We start from the raw sequence: 22028 nt of genomic DNA, 5'->3' as shown, positions 1-22028 counted from the left end.
ATGATCTTCACCCAGGAACACCAGGAACTGCGCCGCACCGTCCGCGCCTTCGTCGACCGCGAGATCAACCCCCATGTGGACGAATGGGAAAAGGCCGGGCGCTTCCCCATCCACGAAATCTTCCGCAAGGCCGGTGACCTCGGCTTGCTGGGCATTTCCAAACCGGAACAATTCGGCGGCATGGGCCTCGACTACAGCTACTCGATCGTCGCTGCCGAAGAGTTCGGCACCATCCGCTGCGGTGGCATCCCCATGTCCATCGGCGTGCAGACCGACATGTGCACCCCCGCCCTCGCCCGCTTCGGTTCCGATGAATTGCGCGAGGAATTCCTGCGCCCGGCCATCAGCGGTGAGCAGGTCGGTTGCATCGGCGTATCGGAAACCGGCGCCGGTTCCGACGTGGCCGGGCTCAAGACCCATGCGCGCAAGGACGGCGGCGACTACGTCATCAACGGCAGCAAAATGTGGATCACCAACTCGCCCAGCGCTGACTTTATCTGCCTGTTGGCCAACACCTCCGACGATAAGCCGCATATCAACAAGTCGCTAATCATGGTGCCGATGAACACCCCCGGTATCAGCGTCAGCCCGCCCCTGGAAAAGCTCGGCATGCACAGCTCCGAGACCGCCCAGGTGTTCTTCGACGACGTGCGCGTGCCGCAGCGCAATCGCGTCGGCCACGAAGGCGCGGGCTTCATGATGCAGATGCTGCAGTTCCAGGAAGAACGCCTGTTTGGCGCGGCCAATATGATCAAGGGCCTGGAATACTGCATCGACAGCACTATTGATTACTGCAAGGAGCGCCAGACCTTCGGCAAGGCGCTGATCGACAACCAGGTGATTCACTTTCGCCTGGCCGAACTGGCCACCGAAATCGAATGCCTGCGGGCGCTGGTCTACCAGGCCACCGAGCAGTACATCAAGGGCCAGGACGTGACCCGCCTGGCCTCCATGGCCAAGCTCAAGGCCGGGCGCCTCGGCCGTGAAGTCAGCGACAGTTGCCTGCAATACTGGGGCGGCATGGGCTTCATGTGGGACAACCCGGTGGCCCGCGCTTATCGCGACGTGCGCCTGGTGTCGATTGGCGGCGGCGCCGATGAAATCATGCTGGGCATCATCTGCAAACTGATGGGCACTTTGCCTGGGAAAAAGCCATGAATACCTTGCTGCTCGAACCGCATAACGGCGTGTTGCACATCACCCTCAACCGGCCCGAATGCCGTAATGCCATGAGCCTGGAGATGGTCAACGAACTGCGCGCGGTGCTGGCGGGATTGGACAACCAGGTGCGCGCGGTGGTGATCAGCGGCGCAGGCGGACACTTTTGTGCCGGTGCCGATGTGAGGGATCTGGTCAGCGCAGGCGAACAATTGCAGGCGTTGAACCGGGCCTTCGGCACGTTGCTGCAAGAGGTGGAAGCCGTGTCGCAAGTGGTCATCGTGGTGCTGCAAGGCGCGGTGCTGGGCGGTGGGTTTGGCCTGGCCTGCGTGAGCGACATCGCGATTGCCGACCACCAGGCGCAGTTCGGTTTACCGGAGACCAGCCTGGGGTTGCTGCCGGCGCAGATTGCGCCGTTTGTGGTCAAGCGTATCGGCCTGGCCCAGGCACGGCGGCTGGCACTGACGGCGGCGCGGTTCGATGGACGGGAAGCTGAACGGCTGGGGCTGGTGCACTTTACCGAGACCGACCCGCAGGCGTTGGCGGAGCGTCTGGATGAGGTGCTGGGGCAGGTGCTGCGCTGCGCGCCAGGTGCCAACGCGCGTACCAAGGCGCTGCTGCTGGCGAGTGTGGAGCAACCGTTAGGGCCACTGCTGGATCAAGCGGCGCAGTGGTTTGCCGAGGCGGTGACCAGTGCAGAAGGGATTGAGGGGACGCAGGCGTTTGTGCAGAAGAGAAAGCCTGGGTGGTGCAGGTGACGCCCGCTGAGCATGGGTATCTACACAATTTTCAGTGGTCTGTGGCGAGGGGGCTTGTTTCCGTGGCGGCCTTCGGGCCGACCGCTTTTTGGGGTTTGGGTGAGTGCATATCCGTTGCTGCGGTAACGGCGGCTATTGGTTCCGCCCTTACGGCGGGTCACTTTGGAAAAGCCCCAAAGTAACCAAAGGGCTCTTGCCCCACCACTCGGTACCTCGCCTAGGCTCGGTATGCCCGAACGAAGGCTTGAATCCGTGGGCCGCCGTCATTGGCCATCCCTGGCCCAGGACGGCTAACCCGGCGTCCTGCCGGGTTACCCACGGATTCAAGCCTGCGCTCGGCCAGCGTGGTTAACGGGGCGCCTGAGATCAAGATCAAAAGCCAGAGCCAGAGCCAGATCAAAAGATTGCTGACTTCGTCAGCGGTTAAGGAAGTAGAAGCCACACCGCGTACGCTTCAAAGATCAGGTCGGCTTTAAGGCCGCCTCGTCTTGTTTTTGATCTGGGATCGCCCCGTCAAACACGCTGGCCGAACGCAGGCTTTGGAGCGTGGGTAACCCGGCAGGACGCCGGGTTAGCCGCACTGGGCCAGGGATGGCCCATTGCGGCGGCCCACGCTCCAAAGCCGGAGTGAGGGCACACCGAGCCTAGGCGAGGTGCCGAGTGTTGGGGCGAGGACCTTTTGGTTACTTTTGGGTCCTTCCAAAAGTGACCCGCTGTAAGAGCGGAACCCTAAGTGGCCGTTACCTAAATAACGGATATACACACGGAGCAAAAAATGCCGCAGTTCACAAAAATCCTGATCGCCAACCGCGGCGAAATCGCCTGCCGCATCCAGCGCACGGCCCAGGCATTGGGCTACCGCACCGTCGCCGTCTACAGCGATGCCGACGCCCAGGCCCTGCACGTACAGATGGCCGACGAAGCCGTGCGCATCGGCCCTGCGCCGGTACAACAGTCCTACCTCAACATCCCGGCCATCCTCGAGGCCGCGGAAAAAACCGGCGCCGACGCCATCCACCCCGGCTACGGCTTCCTCTCGGAAAACTCCGGTTTCGCCCGCGCCTGCCAACATGCCGGCCTGACCTTCATCGGCCCCAGCGCCGAGGCCATCGAACTGATGGGCAGCAAGCGCCTGTCCAAACTCGCCATGCTGGAGGCCGGCGTGTCTTGCATCACCGGCTACCAGGGCAGCGCCCAGGACGACACCTGCCTGCAGCGCGAAGCCGAGCGCATCGGCTACCCGTTGATGATCAAGGCCAGCGCCGGCGGCGGTGGCCGTGGCATGCGCCTGGTCCACCGGCCAGAGGCGCTGCTGGACAACCTGCACAGCGCGCGCTCGGAAGCGAAGAACGCATTTGGCAGCGACGAACTGATCCTCGAACAGGCACTGATCGAGCCGCGCCACGTCGAGATTCAGCTGTTCGGCGACAGCCACGGCAACCTGATTTACCTCGGCGAACGCGACTGTTCGATCCAGCGCCGCCATCAAAAAGTCATCGAGGAAGCGCCCTGCCCGGTGATGACGCCCGAACTGCGTCAGGCCATGGGCAAAGCCGCGCTCAAGGCCGCACGCGCGGTGAATTACGTCGGCGCCGGCACCGTGGAGTTCCTGCTCGACCGCAACGGCCGGTTCTACTTCCTGGAAATGAACACCCGCCTGCAGGTGGAGCACCCGGTGACCGAGCTGATCACCGGCCTCGACCTGGTGGCCTGGCAACTGCAGATCGCCGCCGGCCAGCCGCTGCCGCTCACGCAAGCGCAGGTGAGCCTGAACGGCCACGCCATGGAAGTGCGCCTCTACGCCGAAGACCCGGCCCTGGGCTTTCTGCCGCAAACCGGTGAGGTGCTGCGCTGGGGGCCGGCCGTGGGCGTACGGGTTGACCATGGGCTACGCGAAGGTGAAAAAATCGGCCCGTTCTATGACCCGATGCTCGGCAAGCTCATCGCCCATGGCGCCACCCGCGAAGAGGCCCGGCGCAAACTACTGCGGGCGGTGGAAGACACCTTGCTGCTGGGGGTGGCGACCAACCAACGGTTGCTGGCTGATTTGCTCAAGCATCCAGACTTTATCGGCGGCGATTTCAGTACCGGGTTTATCGCCGAACACTTCAGCGAAATACCGCGCCAGCCCGCGACGAGCGATCAACTCGCCCTGGCCGCCGCGCTGTTTTACCAACACAGCGCCGACCAGCATCCCCACGGCCTGGCGGGATGGCGCAACAACGCCAGTGTGCCCTGTACCTTTCGCCTGGAGGTCGACGGCGAAATCCACACCCTCACCGCTCCCCCTCTGCCACTCAGTACCGATGGGCGTCATGCCACTCTGCTGCTCAACGGCATTCGCCGCCGCATCGCCTATCACCTTGAGGGCACCCGGTTGTGGCTACCCGGCCTGACCGTGACCAACCGCACTCAGCAAGTTGTCGCCCCCCCGGCCGACGCCGGCAGCGGCACGGTCAAGGCACCGATGGACGGTGCCATCGTCGACGTACGCGTCAGCGCCGGTGAACACGTGAGCAAAGGCCAACTGTTGTTGGTGCTCGAAGCCATGAAAATGGAGCATCCACTCAAGGCCGATATGGACGGTGTGGTCAAGGCCGTACAGGTCACAGCAGGCGATCAGGTACGCAATCGCCAGGTTCTGCTGGAGATCGAATAACCACCTAGTCGGAACTACAAGGCCGGGCTACGCTCTATCCCCAACAGGAAAGGACGAGTACGGGAACCTGCGCGATGCCTCATTGGCTGATTATTGACCTTGAAGCCACAACGGATGAAGGCGGCTGGCCCGTGACGGAGATGGAAGTCATCGAGATCGGCGCGAGCCTGGTGAACCGCCAGGGCCGCGAACTGGATCACTTCCAGCGCTTTGTGCGGCCGCTGCGCCGTCCATTGCTGACGCCCTTTTGTCGCAAACTGACCCATATCACCCAGGCAAATATCGACACCGCCGCGCCCTTCACCGAGGTGTGGCCGCTGTTTGAGCGCTGGCTGGGCCAGCATCAGGCGCGCCTGGAAGGCTGGGCCAGTTGGGGTGACTACGACCGCGTGCAGTTGGAGCTCGAATGGCAACGCCATGGCCTGACCAGCGCCATGGCCCCCACGCCCCATGTCAACCTCAAGCAACGCTTCGCCAAGGCACGGCGCCTGGACAAGCCCCTGGGGCTCAATGGCGCCCTGCAGTTGGCGGGGATGCAGTTCCAGGGCCAGCAACATCGAGCGCTGGAAGATGCCCGCAACACCGCGCGCCTGCTGCCGCTGATTTTGCCGGTCTAGGCAGCGCCCGAAGCCTTGGGCATACTGGCTGCCCTTTTCCTTGCTGCTCAACTGTAGAAGCGAGCTTGCTTGCGCAGGTCGTTGACGATAACGCTGTAAACCGGGCACCCAGCGGCGCTCTCAGGTTTTTCGCGAGCAAGCTCGCTCCTACAGAGTGAGCGTAAAGCAGCAACTTTTTCCGAGGATTCGCCCATGTTCAAAGTCAACGAGTACTTCGACGGCACCGTCAAGTCGATCGCTTTCGGCACCGCAGAAGGTCCGGCGACCATCGGCGTAATGGCCCCGGGTGAATACGAATTCGGCACCGCCCAGCGTGAAATCATGCACGTGGTGTCCGGCGCCCTGACCGTCAAGCTGCCCGACGCCAACACCTGGGAAACCTTCGCCGCCGGCAGCCAGTTCAACGTACCGGCCAACAGCAAGTTCCAGCTGAAGGTCGCGGTGGACACCGCTTACCTGTGCGAATACCGCGGCTGACCGCTGCGCCGCAAAAAAAATGCCCGTATCCTGCGAGACGGGCATTTTTTATGGGCGCATGACTTATTCGAGGATGATCACCGGCATGCCCACTTCCAGGCGGCCCACGCCATCGTTGACCAGGTTCTGGCCAAAAATCGCGCCGTCCTCCGTCTTGCGGTAGGCCTCCAGCGTCACAAAAGGCTCACGGTCGGCGCTGCGCTCGCCGGTGTGCGGATCGATGGTCGTGAGAATGCAGCGTGAGCAGGGTTTGACTGCGCGAAACTCCACATCACCGATGCGCAAGCGTTTCCAGCCGTCTTCGGCGAAGGCTTCGCTGCCCTCGATCACAAGATTGGGGCGAAAGCGCAGCATGTCCATGGGACGGCCGACTTTCTGCGAGAGGTCGTCGAGGGACGCTTGCCCGATCACCAGCAACGGATAACCGTCGGCAAACGCTACCTGGTCATCATCGCGGCCGTAACCCGCTTGGGTGGTGCGGGCACGTTCCAGGGGGATCTGCACCAGCCGCGTGGGCTTGCCGATAAAGTCGCTGACCCAGGCGGCAGCTTCGTCGCCGGCGTCCGGCACACGCAAGGTGTCACGCCAGATGGTCACGCCGCGCAACTCGGCCTCGTTGCCGGGCAGCGCTACGTCCAGCGGCGCGTAGCCAGGCGAACTGAGGGTCAGGCCACCGCTGCTGTTCCACAGCGCCGACAGTTGGCTCATCTTCGCCACCGCGCGCTGGGTGAGAAAACGCCCACTGGCCTCGTCCACCAGCATCCAGCGTCGATCCCCGTCCAACCCGAGTTTATCCAGGCCGATCTGTTGCAGGATTTCGGCCCTGCCGGACTTCAAGGGATAACGGTACAACGCGCTGAGACGGAGCATGGGCCTGCATTCCTGAGGGGCAAAGCCGTCACCCTAAGGTCAAGCGGACGCTTCGTCCAGCATCAGGCGCTGGCGTACCACATCCACCAGCTTGTCCGGCTGGAACTTGGACAGGAAGTTGTCGCACCCGACCTTCTTCACCATCGAGTCGTTGAAGCTGCCCGACAGCGAGGTATGCAGCACCACGTAGAGCTTGCGCAGGCGCGGGTCATTGCGGATTTCGGTGGTGAGGCGGTAGCCGTCCATTTCGGGCATTTCGGCGTCGGTGAAGATCATCAGCAGCTTGTCGGTCATGACATGGCCGGCGTCAGCCCAGGCCTTGAGCATGTTCAGCGCCTTGAGGCCGTCGCTGGCGATGTGCATCTTCACGCCCAGTTGGCCGAGGGTGTCGCGCAATTGCGACAGGGCCACGTTGGAGTCGTCCACCAGCAGCACTTCGCGGCCACGGGCGCGTTCCAGCACCGGGTCGTCGAGTTTTTCGCGGGAGACCTTGGCGTTGTACGGCACGATCTCGGCGAGGACTTTTTCCACGTCAATGATCTCCACCAACTGGTCGTCGACCTTGCTGATGGCGGTGAGGTAATGCTGGCGCCCGGCGCTGGTCGGCGGCGGCAGGATGGCTTCCCAGTTCATGTTGACGATGCGGTCCACGCCGCCTACCAGGAACGCCTGCACCGAGCGATTGTATTCGGTGACGATGATGGTGCTGTTCGGCCCGGGTACCAGCGGGCGCATGCCGATGGCCTGGGACAGGTCGATCACCGGCAGGGTCTGGCCCCGCAGGTTGACCACGCCGCACACGAAGGGGTGACGCTGGGGCATCAGGGTCAGCTTGGGCAACTGCAAGACTTCCTGCACCTTGAACACGTTGATGGCGAACAGTTGGCGCCCGGCCAGGCGAAACATGAGGATCTCCAGGCGATTCTCACCCACCAGTTGCGTGCGTTGGTCTACCGTGTCGAGAATGCCGGCCATTAAGAGCTCCTGGTGTGCGCTGGAAAGTAATGCGCGAAGTGTTTGTGCAGTTAGCTTGTTATCGGCCGCAAGCGTCGGACCTTGACCCCGGTAAAATGCCACGTAAATTCATTGATGTCACACTGACATCATGCTTTACTGCCGAGGCCTGTTCATAGGCGGTACAGCAACGTTGCGCGACACTCAAATCGACGCAAGGTTCCGCCATGTAAGGGATTCCCCTATGCACAATCAGGCCCAACCTGATATTCGCAATATCTAATAGCCATTAATGTGACGCCATTCTCATTGAATGAATGGAGTCAGGCTTTTGTTTGCCATCCCAAGCCCTCGCCCCATGGGTCTTCCAGACGTTCACGTCGCGGCAACTGAAGGTGTGCAATCGAGCCCACTCATGGGGGCTACGCACAGCCGTCGCCGCCATTCAAATAAACGTCCTACTGAAAACTCAGAAGCAACCTACATATCCCCGTTACCTTTCAGCGGTAGTTTTACGCCATTCACCCGGTGCGACTTCTCATCACCCGACCTTATGTTGTGGAGACTTGCATGATGAACGACGGTAACGAGTGGCAGATTGCACTTCCTGAGTTCCTGAGCGAGGCTGAAAAACTGCTGACCAAGTCGGAAGAATGCCTGAGCCACCTGCATTTGATCCGCAACGACAGTGACGCCATCGACTGCATGAAAATCAGCCTGATCAAGCTTGCCGAAAAGGCCGATTGCCTGGCCCTTCAAGCGATCAGCGAGTTCTCGCGGCATATCCAGGACGTGATCGCCAACGCCGAAAACCCTTTGCAGTTACATGATCAAGCCCTGGAGGCCCTGCATGACTGCTTGACGTTGCTGGCCTGGCAGCTGGAACTGATCGATGCAAAAACTGGCCAACTGACCATGGATAAAGAAGAACAGACCAAGTTGATTGACACGGTCACCTTACAAATTCCGCAAAAGGTTTTCAGTTACAAGCCGCAACAACGTATGCATCATTTGTCTTGAGGCGTTATCAGGTCGCATTCAAGCACAGGGTTATCTAAAAACGACGATTCCAACTAACCCGCTGAAACAGAATGGCGCACACTAATATCAATGAGCCATTAACGATACAAACCCTTTAAAATAATGCAACCTCACTTCATCAACTCTGGGATTATCATTCCCCGAGTTTTTGCGCGTTTAAATAGGCCCGCCAGGCAAGGCACCTGGCGACCAACGGTAAGAGTGGTGGTACTATGCCCCCGCTTGAAGTGACTCAACTTCAACCTGCTTGAAAACGATTCAAGAACGTATTCCAAACAGAGCCCGGTCAGTCGCGACCGGTCTTTTCGCAGCGAACCTTATTGGCTCCATCCGCTATGCATGCCAGCCTCAAGACATTCATCGCAAGGTCCGCGTCCCGCAGTCACGCACGCCGTTTGATCCTCGCCCTGTGCCTTGGCTCGCTACTGCTGAGCCTGTGGGCCTACAGCCGCTCTGCGCCGCTGCCACTGATGGTGCTGCTGCTCAACCTGGCCACGTTGGTGGTGGTTGGCCTGCAACAGTGGCGCTCGCGTAAATCCATCAAGTTCCAGCCCCAGGAGTTGGCCGATCGCCTGTTGCAGGTGCAGGAAAACGAACGTCATCGCCTCAGCCGCGAACTGCATGACGATATCGGCCAACTGCTGACCGCCGCCAAGCTGCAAAGCGAATGGCTCAAGCGCCGCCTGCCGGATGAGCTGCAAAGCCAGTGCACTGTCCTGTGCAACACCTTGAATGAGACCCTGGCCAAGGTGCGCGACGTGTCCGCCATCCTCAATCCCCGGCAGCTCGCCAGCCTGGGCCTGGAAGCCAGCCTGCGCGCGCACCTGCTCAAGACCCTGGAAAACACCCCCGTGCACTGGAGCCTTGAATGCCAGCAACGGCTGACCGGCATTCCTGAAGAAATGGCCGTGGCGGCCTTTCGTATTACCCAGGAAGCCGTGACCAATATGCTGCGCCACGCCCAGGCGCACAATCTGCTGGTGCGCCTGCAACGCCTGCCCGAGGGCCTGTCGCTGACCATCTGCGATGACGGCCAAGGCTTTTCGCCCGCCATCAACCCCGGCCTGGAAGGTCAACGGGGCATGGCCGGCATGTCCGAGCGCATTGATCAGCTTGGCGGTTCATTATCCGTCAGCAGCCAACCAGGCAACGGGACACGGATCGAAGCGCTTTTCCCCTGGGCGCCCCGCGTCCTCGAACGGGCCAGCGCCCCTAAGGTTATCGAGTGAGCTGTACATTACTCCTGGTGGATGACCATGCACTGATCAGGGCCGGCGTACGTGCGCTGGTCCAGGATATTCCCGGCTACACGGTGATCGGCGAAGCCAGCGATGGCGCGCAGTTGTTGGAGCAGTTCAACGCCTTGCTGCCGGATATCGTGCTGTTGGACCTGTCGATGAAGCACACCAGTGGCCTGGACGCTCTGCAGCAACTCAAGCGCGTGCACCCCAAGAGCAAGGTGCTGATCCTGTCGATGCACACCGACCCGGAGCTGATCATGTGCGCGCTGGAGGCGGGCGCCCACGGCTACCTGCTCAAGGACACCACCGCCAACGAGTTGGAGCACGCGCTGCTGGCCTTGCGCAATAACGAGCGCTACCTGAGCCCCGCGATCGCCCATACCGTGATCAACCAGGCCCTGGTGCGCAGCCAGGGGCCCGCCACGCCCGCCGGCCACAGCCATAACCTCACGGCCCGCCAATTGGAAATCCTGCGCCTGATCGTGCGCGGCAAATCCACCCGCGAGATCGCCCACGGCCTGGGCCTGAGCATCAAGACCGTAGAAGCCCACCGCTCGCAAATCATGAAGCGCCTGCAGATATTCGACGTGGCGGGCCTGGTGTTATTTGCCGTGCGCGAGCAGATCATCAGCCTGGACGACTAGGGGCGAACCCACCGGCAGATGCACGCGCAGGGCCTTGGGCAAGGCCTCGAAGTGCAGGTCGTCACCTTCCAGCGGCTCGCCATCAAGGTTTATGTACAAACCCTGTGCGACCTTGATGTTCACCCACGGCAGGCGTGCCCGCACGAACATCGCGTCCAGCTCCCAACCGTTGCCCATCAGCTCGCGCAAGGTGCCGACCACTTCCTGGGGCGCCGGCAGGATGCTGACGTCCAGCAAGCCATCATCGGCCAATGCGCCAGGGCACAGCACATGCCCACCGCCCGCCTGGCGACCGTTACCGATGCCCAGCGCGAGCAGCTCGCCTTTCCAGTGGAAATCCGGCCCGTCAAGTTCGGCATAGGCGGCCTTCAACTCGCTGAAGCGCGTCAGGCCGGTGAACAGGTAGGCGGCACCACCGAGGACTTTCTTCAGGTCTTCGGAGGTATTGGCGGTGACCTGGCTGCCGAAGCCGCCGGTGGCCATATTGAGGAAGATCTGCCCGCCGACCTGGCCGAGGTCGATCGCACGGGGCGGCACATCCAGCAACGCCAGCGCCTGGGCGGGCTCCAACGACACGCCGGCAGCCTTGGCGAAATCATTGGCGGTCCCCAGGGGCATCAGCACCAGGCTGGCGTCGCCCTTGGCCTGGGCCATGGCCTCGGCCACATCGCGCAAGGTACCGTCACCGCCACCGGCAATGATGTGGGTGTAACCACCCTCCAGGGCCTCCTTGACCAGGCGCTGGGCATCACCGCCCTCCCAGGTCACCCGCACCGCCAGCTCCCAACCCTGCTCGCGCCGGGCCAGCACGGCGCTGCGCACGTCCTCGTTGAGGGCTTGCTTGCCGTGGAGGATCAACAGTGCCTTGGGTGTGGTCATGGATGGCTTACTCCTGGATTCAAAGGTGCTTGAAGGATGTGGACCTTGGGCGACCGAAAAAAAGCCATGAATATTGAAAATTAATCCCGCGACTGATTAGAAGTTATCCATCGCGCTGCACATCGACAGCTTGCCCTTGGACGCAGGCTCCACAGCGACCCATTGCTTGGCGCCCGCCGGCAGTTCATGCAACTGGATCGAACAATTGGCATACATGGACGCCTGCACCATGTAATCCACCCCGGGCCGAGGCACGAAGGCCATGCTGGCGGAGCATTGCCGGGAATACTGCAATTGCCCCAGGTAATGAAAGGCGATCGGCTTGTTCGCCGGCACCACCAATTCCGACGACACCGCAGCCGCCCACGAATAAATCGGACCAGGCATGCCCAGGCTTTCACCGTTGTGATCGGGGAAGCCCGCTTTCGTCGAGGCCATCACCCCAGCGCCCGGCACGTTCCAGTCCAGGCAATCACGCCCCGGCACAGCGCGCACCAGACCATCGGTGATCAACCGCACACGGGCGGTCTCGCCTGTCTGCGGTGCAACGTAGCCGGTGGACAGGGAACGGATATTCGCCACCTGGCCGCAGCCTGTCAGCAGCACCAGCAGCGCCAGCAGCGCCAAGGGAACCACACGTAAAAGGCTCATCAGCAGTCAACTCGCAGAGGAATAAAGGGCCGCTTACGGTTGACGGCAATTCTGGTTGACCGACAGCTCTGGCGCCGGTTCGTACTTCACCTGCTGCAAGCCATCAGCGCCCTGGAAGATGAAGTATTTGATCCGGCAGTCCTTGAACATCGGCGAGTAACCCTCAGCCCGGAAGCCTTGGCCATCGACCTGCTTGGTCACAGCGTTGTTGCGGCTGACCACCGCGAGCACCTGGGCGTAACTCTGGCCCATCTTCACCCCCGGCTCGCCGGTGACCGTCATCGACGAGGCGCAACCGCCCAGCCCTGCCACCGCCAATGCCAGCGCGACGCCGTACAGTCCATTGCGTAGATCGTTCATGCCTTGCTTCCTTTTAGTGTTGGATCAGCGGCGACCTTCGCACACAGGTGATTCGCCGATACGGCCTTCCTTGCACAGGTCCAGGTTATCCCTGCGCGTGAAGCCCGCATCTTTCATGCAGTAGAACCGCGTCAGGACCACATCAATTGGCGACGTGTCTCCCGCCCCATCAAGATTGGTATACCCGCAGGCACGCATGGCATCGTCGACCCCCTGCTGCGACACACCGCTTTTTTTCCATTGGGTATAGTCCCCTGGCGGAGGCTGAAAGCCCCTGCCCGTGCAGCCAATCAATAACACCGCGTAAACACTCAGCAGCAGGCTCTTCCTGAACATCGTGCTCTTCCTCAGGGTTTGCGTAGATCGTTCACGCGCCAGCACGTCCCTGGCATTGCCCATGGCCCAACGTCAGGTTAATGCCGCTGGCACGGACGCAACGTCCTTGCACCGGATCATCGACAGGATTCATTGGACATCTTCGGCCTGATTGCCACTGAGCACTACGCGGTCGATCTTGAAGCACGGCGTTTGATTGCGCGGTAAGCGCGGAGGTGGCGACGCAAGACGGCAGCAAAACAGAGGGTTTTGCTCGAGAGGGGGATCAACAGACATTTCGCATCCTTGTGAATGAAACTTCCTACATGCGCAGGTTGGTCATCACAAAGACGTAAAAGTGCCATGGAGAAACATGGCACTGTGACACATTCGACACAATCAGCCGCAGCCGACACCCTCGACTTTCAAGCCTGAAGGCTCTAGCTCAGGGCATAGAGAGGTTTTGCGCGGTATACACGGCGCAATCAGCTTTTGTGTAATTTACTCATCAACTGGGCCTCAGCCTGGGTCAAGCCACAGGACTGGGTCAGTTCATCCACCGTCGCGCCCATGCCCACCAGCTTCGCCGCCTGGGCAAATGACAGGCTGGAAGGATCACGCTGCTCGATCTGCGCCAGCTTGTCCGGCAACGGCGCGAGAATGGCGCGCAGTTCATGCACCTCGTCCCCGACCCTCACCGCACTCTGCTGGAAGTGATCAACCCGCTTGACCAGCTCCAGCACCCGTCGATCACGCACCGCATCGCGCTCGGCCTGCTGCATCGCCAATTCCCGCTGCTGGCTCATATAGCGCAGCAGAAAACCCAAGGTCCCGGCCCACAACAGGGCCAGGACAATCACCGCGACCTCAAGGAACAATCAGATGCTCTCCAGTTCCGACCATTCTTCTTCGCTCATCATTTTGTCCAGCTCAACCAGAATCAACAGTTCGTTGTTCTTGTTGCACACACCCTGGATGAACTTGGCCGATTCCTCGTTGCCCACGTTCGGCGCGGTTTCCACTTCCGATTGGCGCAGGTAGACCACTTCCGCGACGCTGTCGACCATGATCCCGACCACTTGCTTGTCGGCTTCGATGATGACGATGCGCGTGTTGTCGCTGACTTCGACCGTGTCCAGGCCAAAACGCTGGCGGGTGTCGATCACCGTCACCACGTTGCCGCGCAGGTTGATGATGCCCAGCACATAGCTTGGCGCACCGGGAACCGGAGCGATCTCGGTGTAGCGCAGCACTTCCTGCACGCGCATCACGTTAATACCGTAGGTTTCGTTGTCCAGTTTGAAGGTAACCCATTGCAGGATCGGATCATCCAAACCTTGTGCGGACGCTGACTTGTTCATATCTCTGACCCCTTCAAATGCCGATGTAGGCGGCGTGTGTACTTCTTTTGGCCGCACGCGCGTGCGGCCCTTATTGTCCAATCAACTGCGTTTGTTACCCGGCATCGCTTTAACGGCACCGCTGGCGATCAACTCGGCCAGTTCGGCAACGTCCAGCAATGCGCACATGTGTTCGATCACGGTACCTGCCAGCCAAGGCCGCTGGCCCCGGTGGCTGCGCCATTTGATTTCATTCGGGTCCAGGCGCAGCGAGCGGCTGACTTGATGCACCGCCAGCCCCCATTCGTAGCCCTGCACCGAGATCACGTATTGCAAGCCTTGGCGGAAGTCATCGCGGTAGCGGTCGGGCATCACCCAGCGCGCGGTGTCCAGCACCTTAAGGTTACCGGCCTGGCTCGGCAGGATGCCCAGGAACCACTCCGGCTGCCCGAACAACGGCGTCAGTTCCTGGCCTTCCAGGGAATAGATCGAGCCCAGGCACACCAGCGGCACCGCCAGGGTCAACCCGGCGACATCAAACAGCAAACATTCAAACGGCTCGGCAGCCCAGGCCGGGCGATCATCGCCGGTCACCGGCGGTGGCGTGATGCTCGGCGGCAGGTGCACTTCCACGACCGGCTCGACCACCACAGGCGCGACGGGCGTGACCACCGGGACGACAACCGGCACGCTCACCGGCGCGACGAGTGCATCACGGGCCTGTTCTTCCAATACAGCCAACTGGAACTCATCCAGGCTGCTCGACGACGGCACTTCGACCGCCGGCTCCAGCACCAGGATCGGTTCCGGCAATTCTTCTGCGGTCGCGTCCTGCAGCAAGGCATCCAGGTAGGATTCCAGTGCCAGTTGCGGCCGGGTCTTGACTTTGAGTTCGACGGGACGGTTCATCATCAGGCCACCTGCGCCACAAGCTGCTGGGACAGCAGGTGCTTGAGCAATGCACGGTAAGCCAGCACGCCACGGCTTTTACCGTCGAACTGCGACGGCGTGAGCCCGGCACGGCTGGCGTCACGCAGGCGCGTGTCCACCGGGATGTAGCCATTCCAGATGGTCTCCGGGTAGGCGTCGCGCAGTACGCGCAAGGTGCCTAGGGACGCCTGGGTGCGGCGGTCGAACAGTGTGGGCACGATGCTGTAGGGCAACGCCTGTTTGCGCGAACGGTTGATCATCGCCAGGGTGCTGACCATACGCTCCAGGCCTTTGACCGCCAGGTGCTCGGTCTGCACCGGGATCACCAGTTGCTGGCTGGCTGCCAAGGCGTTGACCATCAGCACGCCGAGCAACGGCGGGCTGTCGATGATGGCGTAGTCGAAGTCCTGCCACAGTTGCGCCAGGGTCTTGGCAATCACCAGGCCGAGGCCGCTCTGCCCCGGCGACTGGCGCTCCAGGGTGGCCAGCGCGGTACTGGACGGCAGCAGGGAAATGCTTTCGTTACTGGTGGGCAACAGCAATTGCCCGGGCAGGTCGGCCGGTACGTTGCCTTTGTGCAGGAACAGGTCGTAGTTGCTGTGCTCCAGCGCATCCGGGTCGTAGCCGAAATAGCTGGTCATCGAGCCGTGGGGGTCGAGGTCGACCACGACCACACGCTTGCCCGCCTCGGCCAGCAAGCCGGCTAAAGCGATGGAGGTGGTGGTCTTGCCGACTCCACCTTTTTGATTGGCAACTGCCCAGACTCTCATTCGGATGGTTCCTCCCGGTGGGCACACGCGCGACCGAGACATTGCATAAGGTTATTGAGCCGGCGACGGAGAATTGACGGCACTCTGCTGAACCGGCGGCTTTGCAGGGGCCGGTGCAGTTTGTGTGCCAGCGCGCTTCAAGGCCGCATCCGGTGTTGCATTGGCGGTACCGGTACCGGTCAGGCTACGGCGCACCTCCAGGTTTCGGGACACCACCAAGACCACCCGACGGTTGCGTGCGCGGCCTTCGAGCGTGGCGTTATTGGCCACCGGCTGGAACTCGCCATACCCCACCGACGCCAGGCGCCCAGGGTTCACGCCCTGCATCGCGAGCATGCGTACGATGCTCGCGGCACGGGCCGATGACAGCTCCCAGTTGGTCGGGTACTGAGCATTACTGATCGGCACATTGTCGGTAAAGCCTTCAACGTGGATCGGGTTTTCAAACGGTTTGAGGATCGCCGCGACCTTGTCGATGATGGTGAACGCCTGGTCGCTGGGCAACGCATCGGCACTGGCGAACAGCAGGCTGGAATTGAGTTCGATCTCAACCCACAACTCATTGCCGCGCACGGTCATCTGGTTGGAACTGATCAGGTCGCCAAACGCGGCACTGATGTCGTCGGCGATGCTTTTCAGCGGATCACTGGTGCCGCCCACGCCGGCAGCGGTTTCGTCGCTGTCGTTGACCAGCGGCTTGGCCGGGGTCACGGTCTTGGGCCGCTCTTCGCCGATGGGGATCGGCTTGAGCGAGCGGTCGGCGTCATTGAACACACCGATCAGCGCCTGGGAAATGACCTTGTACTTGCCTTCGTTGATCGACGAGATGGAATACATCACCACGAAAAAGGCGAACAGCAAGGTGATGAAGTCCGCGTAGGACACCAGCCACCGTTCATGGTTGACGTGTTCTTCAGGCTCGCGACGGCGACGGCTCATTGGCAATACTCCCCATCAATCCATGAAGCCCTGGAGCTTCAATTCGATGGAGCGCGGGTTCTCGCCCTCGGCAATCGACAGGATGCCTTCAAGCAGCATCTCGCGGTAACGGGACTGGCGCATGGCGATCGACTTGAGCTTGCTGGCCACCGGCAACAGCACCAGGTTGGCACTGGCCACCCCGTAGATCGTCGCGACGAACGCCACGGCAATGCCGCTGCCCAGTTGCGACGGATCGGCCAGGTTGCCCATCACATGGATCAGGCCCATCACCGCACCGATGATGCCGATGGTCGGCGCGTAGCCGCCCATGCTTTCAAATACTTTGGCGGCGTTGATGTCGCGGCTTTCCTGGGTGTAGAAATCCACTTCGAGAATGCTGCGGATCGCTTCCGGCTCGGCGCCGTCCACCAGCAATTGCAGGCCTTTGCGCGAGTAGCTGTCGGGTTCGGCATCGGCCACGCCCTCAAGGCCCAGTAGGCCCTCCTTGCGCGCGGTAAGGCTCCAATTGACCACACGATCGATGCCACCGGCCAAGTCGACACGCGGCGGAAAAATGATCCAGATGAGGATTTGCATTGCACGCTTGAACGAACTCATCGGTGACTGCAGCAACGCGGCGCCCACCGTGCCGCCAATCACGATCAGCGCCGCCGGGCCATTGGCCAGGGCGCCAAGGTGACCGCCTTCGAGGTAGTTGCCGCCAATAATGGCGACAAACGCCAGGATGATGCCGATCAGGCTCAATACATCCATCAGAGGCAGGCCTCCACCAGATGCTTGCCGATGTCGTCCAGGCTGTAGACGGCGTCGGCCAGGTCAGCCTTGACGATGGCCATGGGCATGCCATAGATCACGCAGCTGGCTTCGTCCTGGGCCCAGATCGCGCTGCCGCCCTGCTTGAGCAGGCGCGCGCCTTCACGGCCATCGGCGCCCATGCCGGTGAGCACCACCGCCAGAACTTTGTCGCCGTAGGACTTGGCCGCCGAACCGAAGGTGATGTCCACGCACGGCTTGTAGTTGAGGCGTTCGTCGCCCGGCAGGATTTTGATCGCGCCACGGGCATCGACCATCATCTGCTTGCCGCCTGGGGCCAGCAACGCCAGGCCAGGACGCAGGATGTCGCCATCCTCGGCTTCCTTGACGCTGATGCGGCACAGCTTGTCCAGGCGCTCGGCGAAGGCCTTGGTGAACGCAGCGGGCATGTGCTGGATCAATACGATCGGCGCCGGGAAGTTGGCCGGCAATTGGGTCAACACGCGCTGCAAGGCTACCGGGCCGCCGGTGGAGGTGCCGATGGCGACCAGTTTATAAGCCTTGCGCTTGGGCGCAGGCGACTGGGCAGCCGCCGGTGCCGACGTGCGCACCGGCGGCACGGCAGGCCGTGCAACCGGCGCAGACGCCGGGCGACTGAACGAGGAACTGGTCGGCGCAGCCACCGGTGCCGGCGCAGGGGCTGGCGCGCTGAACAGGCTGCGGCGGTTGCTGCGGGAAATACTGTGGACTTTCTCGCACAGCAGTTGCTTGACCTTCTCGGGATTACGCGAGATGTCTTCGAAATTCTTCGGCAGGAAGTCCACCGCACCCGCATCCAACGCGTCGAGGGTCACTCGGGCGCCTTCGTGGGTCAGCGAGGAGAACATCAATACCGGGGTCGGGCAGCGTTGCATGATATGCCGAACTGCCGTGATGCCATCCATCATCGGCATCTCGTAGTCCATGGTGATCACGTCCGGCTTCAACGCAATGGCTTGATCAATCGCCTCTTTGCCGTTGGTGGCCGTGCCGACCACCTGGATGCTTGGATCGGCGGAAAGAATTTCCGAGACGCGGCGGCGGAAGAAACCCGAATCGTCCACCACCAGGACCTTGACTGCCATAAACACTCCGTTAGGTGGGGTGGGCAATACCGCCGTGCCCCACCAGAATCAAATACGCCGAGCGGCGTAACGCTTGAGCATGCTCGGAACATCGAGAATCAGCGCGATCCGACCGTCACCGGTGATGGTCGCACCCGACATGCCCGGGGTTCCCTGCAGCATTTTGCCCAAAGGCTTGATGACCACTTCTTCCTGGCCAACCAGTTGATCGACGACAAAGCCGATACGCTGGGTGCCCACGGAGAGAATCACCACATGGCCTTCGCGCTGCTCTTCATGGGCAGCCGAAGCAACCAGCCAGCGCTTGAGGTAGAACAGCGGCAACGCCTTGTCCCGTACGATCACCACTTCCTGGCCGTCGACCACGTTGGTGCGCGACAGATCGAGGTGGAAGATCTCGTTGACGTTGACCAGCGGGAAGGCGAATGCCTGGTTGCCCAGCATCACCATCAGGGTCGGCATGATCGCCAAGGTCAACGGCACCTTGATGACGATCTTGGAGCCCTGGCCCTTGGTCGAGTAGATGTTGATCGAGCCGTTGAGCTGGCTGATCTTGGTCTTCACCACGTCCATGCCCACGCCACGGCCCGACACGTCGGAAATCTCGGTCTTGGTCGAGAAGCCAGGGGCGAAGATCAGGTTGTAGCACTCGGTGTCAGTCAGGCGGTCGGCGGCGTCCTTGTCCATCACGCCACGCTTGACGGCAATATTGCGCAGAATCGTCGGGTCCATGCCCTTGCCGTCATCGGTGATCGACAGCAGGATGTGGTCGCCTTCCTGCTCTGCCGCCAGGATCACCTTGCCGCCACGGGACTTGCCCGAGGCTTCGCGTTCTTCCGGGGTTTCGACACCGTGGTCGACAGCGTTGCGCACCAAGTGGACCAGCGGGTCGGCCAGGGCCTCGACAAGGTTTTTGTCGAGGTCGGTTTCTTCACCCACCAGTTCCAGGTTGATCTCTTTCTTCAGTTGGCGCGCGAGGTCGCGAACCAGGCGCGGGAAGCGGCCGAAGACTTTCTTGATCGGTTGCATCCGCGTTTTCATCACCGCGGTTTGCAGGTCGGCGGTGACCACGTCGAGGTTCGACACGGCCTTCTGCATGGCTTCATCGCCACTGCTCAGGCCCAGGCGCACCAGGCGGTTACGCACCAGTACCAGTTCGCCGACCATGTTCATGATGTCGTCCAGGCGCGCGGTATCGACCCGTACGGTGGTTTCGGCTTCACTGGCCGGTTTTTCCGCGACCGGTGCGGCAGCGGCACGCGCTGGAGCCGGGGCAGCAGCCGGCGCAGGCGCAGGCTTGGCGGCGGGCGCGGCGGCTTTGGCGGCAACCGGTGCCGCCGTGGCCGCAGCAGCGGCTGGGGCGGCAGCGGCGGCTGGGGCGACTTCGGTGAACTTGCCCTTGCCGTGCAAATCGTCCAGCAACGCTTCGAATTCGTGATCGGAGATCAACCCATCGTCCGCAGGCTTGGCACCGGCAGCCGGTGTTGCGGGTGTAGCGGCGACGGCAGGCAAGGCGTCGGCCGCGAAGGTGCCCTTGCCATGCAACTGGTCGAGCAGCGCTTCGAATTCGTCGTCGGTGATATCGGTGCTGACAGGTGCAGCGGGCGCATCCGCAGCAGGCTCGGCACCGGCAGGCGCCACGGCGTCGGCCGCGAACTGGCCCTTGCCGTGCAATTGGTCGAGCAGGGACTCGAACTCAGCGTCGGTAATGTCTTCGCTGCTCGGCGCGGCGGCCGGGGCAACGGCGGCTGGGGCTTCGGCCTCAGCCTTGACGGCACTGAGGGAATTGAGCAGTTGCTCGAACTCGCTGTCCGTCACATCCGCTTCAGGCTCCACCACCGGTTCCGGCGCGGCTTCGACCACCGGCGCTGCCGAGGTATCGGCCGGCTCGGCATAGCGCGCCAGGGCGGCCAGCAGTTCCGGAGTGGCTGCGGTGATCGGGGCACGTTCGCGCACTTCGCTGAACATGCCGTTGACCGCATCCAGTGCTTCGAGAATCACGTCCATCAACTCCGAATCAACGTGACGCTCACCCTTGCGCAGAATGTCGAACACGTTCTCGGCGATGTGGCAGCACTCCACCAGCTCATGGAGCTGGAGGAAGCCGGCGCCCCCTTTTACAGTATGAAAACCGCGAAAAATTGCATTGAGCAGGTTCGCATCATCCGGGCGGCTTTCCAGCTCGACCAGTTGTTCGGACAGTTGCTCTAAAATTTCGCCGGCCTCTACAAGGAAATCCTGAAGGATCTCTTCATCGGCGCCGAAGCTCATGTGGGTGCTCCTTAGAAGCCTAAACTGGATAACAGGTCATCTACGTCATCCTGACCTGACACAACGTCTTCACGTTTATCGGCATGAATCTGCGGACCTTCACCCTTGGCGAGATGTTTTTGTGGATCTTTTTCAGAGAGGATCGCTTCGCGGTCATGTTCGATGCCGGCAAAACGGTCGACCTGGCCGGCCATGAGTACCAATTTGAGCAGGTTGCTTTCCACTTCGGTGACCAACTGGGTCACACGCTTGATCACCTGACCGGTCAGGTCCTGGTAATCCTGGGCCAGCAGAATGTCATTGAGGTTGCTGGAAACCGTGCGGTTTTCCTGCTCGCTGCGTGACAGGAACCCTTCGACCCGACGGGCCAGCTCACGAAACTCCTCTGCACCGACTTCACGGCGCATGAAGCGGCCCCAGTCAACGCTGAGCGCCTGGGCTTCCGTGGCCATGCCGTTGACCAGGGGCGTGGCGTTTTCCACCAGGTCCATGGTGCGGTTGGCCGCCGCCTCAGTCAGCCTGACCACATAGGACAGGCGTTCGGTGGCGTCGGTGATCTGCGAAATCTCTTCGGCCTGGGGCATGTGCGGGTCAATCTGGAAATTGACGATTGCACTGTGCAGCTCGCGTGTGAGCTTGCCCACTTCCTGGTACAGGCCGCGGTCACGGGTCTGGTTAAGCTCATGGATTAACTGCACCGCGTCGCCGAAATGGCCTTTTTCAAGGCTGTCGACCAACTGGTGAGCATGCTTTTTCAGGGTCGACTCAAAGTCGCCCTGTGACGTTTCTTTATGCTCCATAGCTCCCCCGCGATGGCATCAGCCGTGGATGCGTTCGAAGATCTTTTCGATCTTCTCTTTCAAGGCCTGTGCAGTGAATGGTTTAACCACGTAACCGTTGACCCCGGCCTGGGCGGCTTCGATGATCTGTTCACGCTTGGCTTCGGCGGTCACCATCAACACGGGAAGGCTGCGCAATTTTTCGTCGGCACGCACGTGGCGCAACAAGTCGATACCGGTCATCCCCGGCATGTTCCAGTCCGTTACCAGAAAGTCGATGCTCCCGCTGTTGAGGATCGGAATCGCCGTAAGGCCATCATCCGCCTCGACCGTGTTTGTGAACCCCAGGTCACGCAACAGGTTTTTTATGATCCGCCGCATCGTTGAGAAGTCATCAACGATGAGGATTTTCATGTTCTTGTCCAATTCGACCTCCAAGCAGTCTTAAACGCGCCCAGCACCTGGACGCGCCATTTCAATCAACAGGCATACACA

General features: G+C 61.4%; 24 protein-coding genes and 1 pseudogene. 9 read left to right on the top strand and 16 right to left on the bottom strand.

Going from position 1 to position 22028, the window contains the following annotated elements:
- The 6 genes and pseudogenes from atuD to M2397_RS13400 all read left to right on the top strand — a co-directional run bounded on the left by atuD (position 1) and on the right by M2397_RS13400 (position 5669).
- Positions 1–1158 (top strand): citronellyl-CoA dehydrogenase, encoded by a 1158-nt coding sequence (gene atuD / locus M2397_RS13420; RefSeq protein WP_167656611.1) that lies wholly within the window; start codon positions 1–3, stop codon positions 1156–1158.
- Positions 1155–1916 carry an enoyl-CoA hydratase/isomerase family protein gene (locus tag M2397_RS13415; RefSeq protein ID WP_131698547.1) on the top strand — a complete coding sequence of 254 codons (762 nt, stop codon included), beginning with the start codon at positions 1155–1157 and terminating at the stop codon, positions 1914–1916. The genes atuD and M2397_RS13415 overlap by 4 nt, the downstream gene beginning before the upstream one ends.
- A 775-nt stretch (positions 1917–2691) precedes the next feature.
- A complete protein-coding gene (locus M2397_RS13410; protein ID WP_259243517.1) occupies positions 2692–4575 on the top strand; it encodes an acetyl/propionyl/methylcrotonyl-CoA carboxylase subunit alpha in 1884 nt (627 codons plus the stop codon).
- Positions 4576–4649: 74 nt separating this feature from the next.
- On the top strand, positions 4650–5192 hold the full coding sequence (locus M2397_RS13405) for an exonuclease domain-containing protein (protein ID WP_053133333.1): 543 nt from the start codon (positions 4650–4652) through the stop codon (positions 5190–5192).
- 65 nt (positions 5193–5257) lie between these two features.
- Positions 5258–5344: pseudogene (locus M2397_RS30305) on the top strand (outer membrane lipoprotein carrier protein LolA); the annotation flags it as partial.
- Between the two features lie 40 nt (positions 5345–5384).
- Positions 5385–5669 carry a pyrimidine/purine nucleoside phosphorylase gene (locus M2397_RS13400; protein ID WP_131698550.1) on the top strand — a complete coding sequence of 95 codons (285 nt, stop codon included), beginning with the start codon at positions 5385–5387 and terminating at the stop codon, positions 5667–5669.
- Between the two features lie 63 nt (positions 5670–5732).
- Here M2397_RS13400 and M2397_RS13395 read toward each other — a convergent pair whose 3' ends face one another.
- On the bottom strand, positions 5733–6539 hold the full coding sequence (locus tag M2397_RS13395; protein WP_145336963.1) for an MOSC domain-containing protein: 807 nt from the start codon (positions 6537–6539) through the stop codon (positions 5733–5735).
- Positions 6540–6578: 39 nt separating this feature from the next.
- Positions 6579–7514, bottom strand: a complete 936-nt coding sequence (locus tag M2397_RS13390) for a chemotaxis protein CheV (protein ID WP_027603884.1) — start codon at positions 7512–7514, stop codon at positions 6579–6581.
- Between the two features lie 549 nt (positions 7515–8063).
- Between M2397_RS13390 and M2397_RS13385 the strand changes: the two genes are divergently transcribed.
- From M2397_RS13385 to M2397_RS13375, 3 genes are all read left to right on the top strand, one after another.
- Positions 8064–8513: a hypothetical protein gene (locus M2397_RS13385; protein WP_205885872.1), complete on the top strand. Its 450-nt coding sequence runs from the start codon at positions 8064–8066 to the stop codon at positions 8511–8513.
- Between the two features lie 356 nt (positions 8514–8869).
- Positions 8870–9763, top strand: coding sequence for a sensor histidine kinase (locus M2397_RS13380; RefSeq protein ID WP_131698734.1), 894 nt, complete (start codon positions 8870–8872; stop codon positions 9761–9763).
- Positions 9760–10419, top strand: a complete 660-nt coding sequence (locus M2397_RS13375) for a response regulator transcription factor (RefSeq protein WP_131698552.1) — start codon at positions 9760–9762, stop codon at positions 10417–10419. Before M2397_RS13380 ends, M2397_RS13375 begins: the two co-directional genes overlap by 4 nt.
- On the opposite strand, the gene yegS is transcribed toward M2397_RS13375, so the two are convergent.
- From yegS to M2397_RS13305, 14 genes are all read right to left on the bottom strand, one after another.
- A complete protein-coding gene (gene yegS, locus M2397_RS13370) occupies positions 10378–11298 on the bottom strand; it encodes a lipid kinase YegS (RefSeq protein ID WP_131698553.1) in 921 nt (306 codons plus the stop codon). The genes M2397_RS13375 and yegS overlap by 42 nt on opposite strands.
- A gap of 96 nt (positions 11299–11394) precedes the next feature.
- A complete protein-coding gene (locus tag M2397_RS13365) occupies positions 11395–11949 on the bottom strand; it encodes a hypothetical protein (protein WP_259243512.1) in 555 nt (184 codons plus the stop codon).
- 33 nt (positions 11950–11982) lie between these two features.
- Positions 11983–12309, bottom strand: a complete 327-nt coding sequence (locus tag M2397_RS13360; RefSeq protein WP_065940546.1) for a hypothetical protein — start codon at positions 12307–12309, stop codon at positions 11983–11985.
- A gap of 24 nt (positions 12310–12333) precedes the next feature.
- Positions 12334–12645, bottom strand: a complete 312-nt coding sequence (locus M2397_RS13355) for a hypothetical protein (protein ID WP_184744142.1) — start codon at positions 12643–12645, stop codon at positions 12334–12336.
- A 464-nt stretch (positions 12646–13109) separates the two neighbouring features.
- Positions 13110–13502 (bottom strand): DUF2802 domain-containing protein, encoded by a 393-nt coding sequence (locus tag M2397_RS13350; protein WP_131698556.1) that lies wholly within the window; start codon positions 13500–13502, stop codon positions 13110–13112.
- Positions 13503–13985, bottom strand: coding sequence for a chemotaxis protein CheW (locus tag M2397_RS13345; RefSeq protein WP_005790025.1), 483 nt, complete (start codon positions 13983–13985; stop codon positions 13503–13505). It lies immediately after the preceding gene.
- Positions 13986–14066: 81 nt separating this feature from the next.
- Positions 14067–14873 carry a CheW domain-containing protein gene (locus tag M2397_RS13340; RefSeq protein ID WP_259243508.1) on the bottom strand — a complete coding sequence of 269 codons (807 nt, stop codon included), beginning with the start codon at positions 14871–14873 and terminating at the stop codon, positions 14067–14069.
- Between the two features lie 2 nt (positions 14874–14875).
- Positions 14876–15664: a ParA family protein gene (locus tag M2397_RS13335; RefSeq protein WP_065924144.1), complete on the bottom strand. Its 789-nt coding sequence runs from the start codon at positions 15662–15664 to the stop codon at positions 14876–14878.
- A 51-nt stretch (positions 15665–15715) separates the two neighbouring features.
- Positions 15716–16603, bottom strand: coding sequence for a flagellar motor protein MotD (motD, locus tag M2397_RS13330; protein ID WP_131698558.1), 888 nt, complete (start codon positions 16601–16603; stop codon positions 15716–15718).
- A 15-nt stretch (positions 16604–16618) separates the two neighbouring features.
- Positions 16619–17359, bottom strand: a complete 741-nt coding sequence (locus M2397_RS13325) for a flagellar motor protein (RefSeq protein WP_027603872.1) — start codon at positions 17357–17359, stop codon at positions 16619–16621.
- Positions 17359–18483: a chemotaxis response regulator protein-glutamate methylesterase gene (locus tag M2397_RS13320; protein ID WP_167656605.1), complete on the bottom strand. Its 1125-nt coding sequence runs from the start codon at positions 18481–18483 to the stop codon at positions 17359–17361. The genes M2397_RS13325 and M2397_RS13320 overlap by 1 nt, the downstream gene beginning before the upstream one ends.
- 48 nt (positions 18484–18531) lie before the next feature.
- Positions 18532–20754 carry a chemotaxis protein CheA gene (locus M2397_RS13315; protein ID WP_184743539.1) on the bottom strand — a complete coding sequence of 741 codons (2223 nt, stop codon included), beginning with the start codon at positions 20752–20754 and terminating at the stop codon, positions 18532–18534.
- A gap of 11 nt (positions 20755–20765) precedes the next feature.
- Complete coding sequence (locus tag M2397_RS13310) at positions 20766–21554, bottom strand: protein phosphatase CheZ (RefSeq protein ID WP_090399987.1); 789 nt, start codon at positions 21552–21554, stop codon at positions 20766–20768.
- An 18-nt stretch (positions 21555–21572) separates the two neighbouring features.
- A complete protein-coding gene (locus M2397_RS13305; RefSeq protein ID WP_160385018.1) occupies positions 21573–21947 on the bottom strand; it encodes a chemotaxis response regulator CheY in 375 nt (124 codons plus the stop codon).
- Positions 21948–22028: the final 81 nt, after the last annotated feature.

The sequence above is a fragment of the Pseudomonas sp. BIGb0381 genome (assembly GCF_024809815.1).
Lineage (GTDB): Bacteria > Pseudomonadota > Gammaproteobacteria > Pseudomonadales > Pseudomonadaceae > Aquipseudomonas.
The sequence above is the reverse complement of the archived record's forward strand: the minus strand, read 5'-3'. Positions and strand labels throughout refer to the sequence as shown.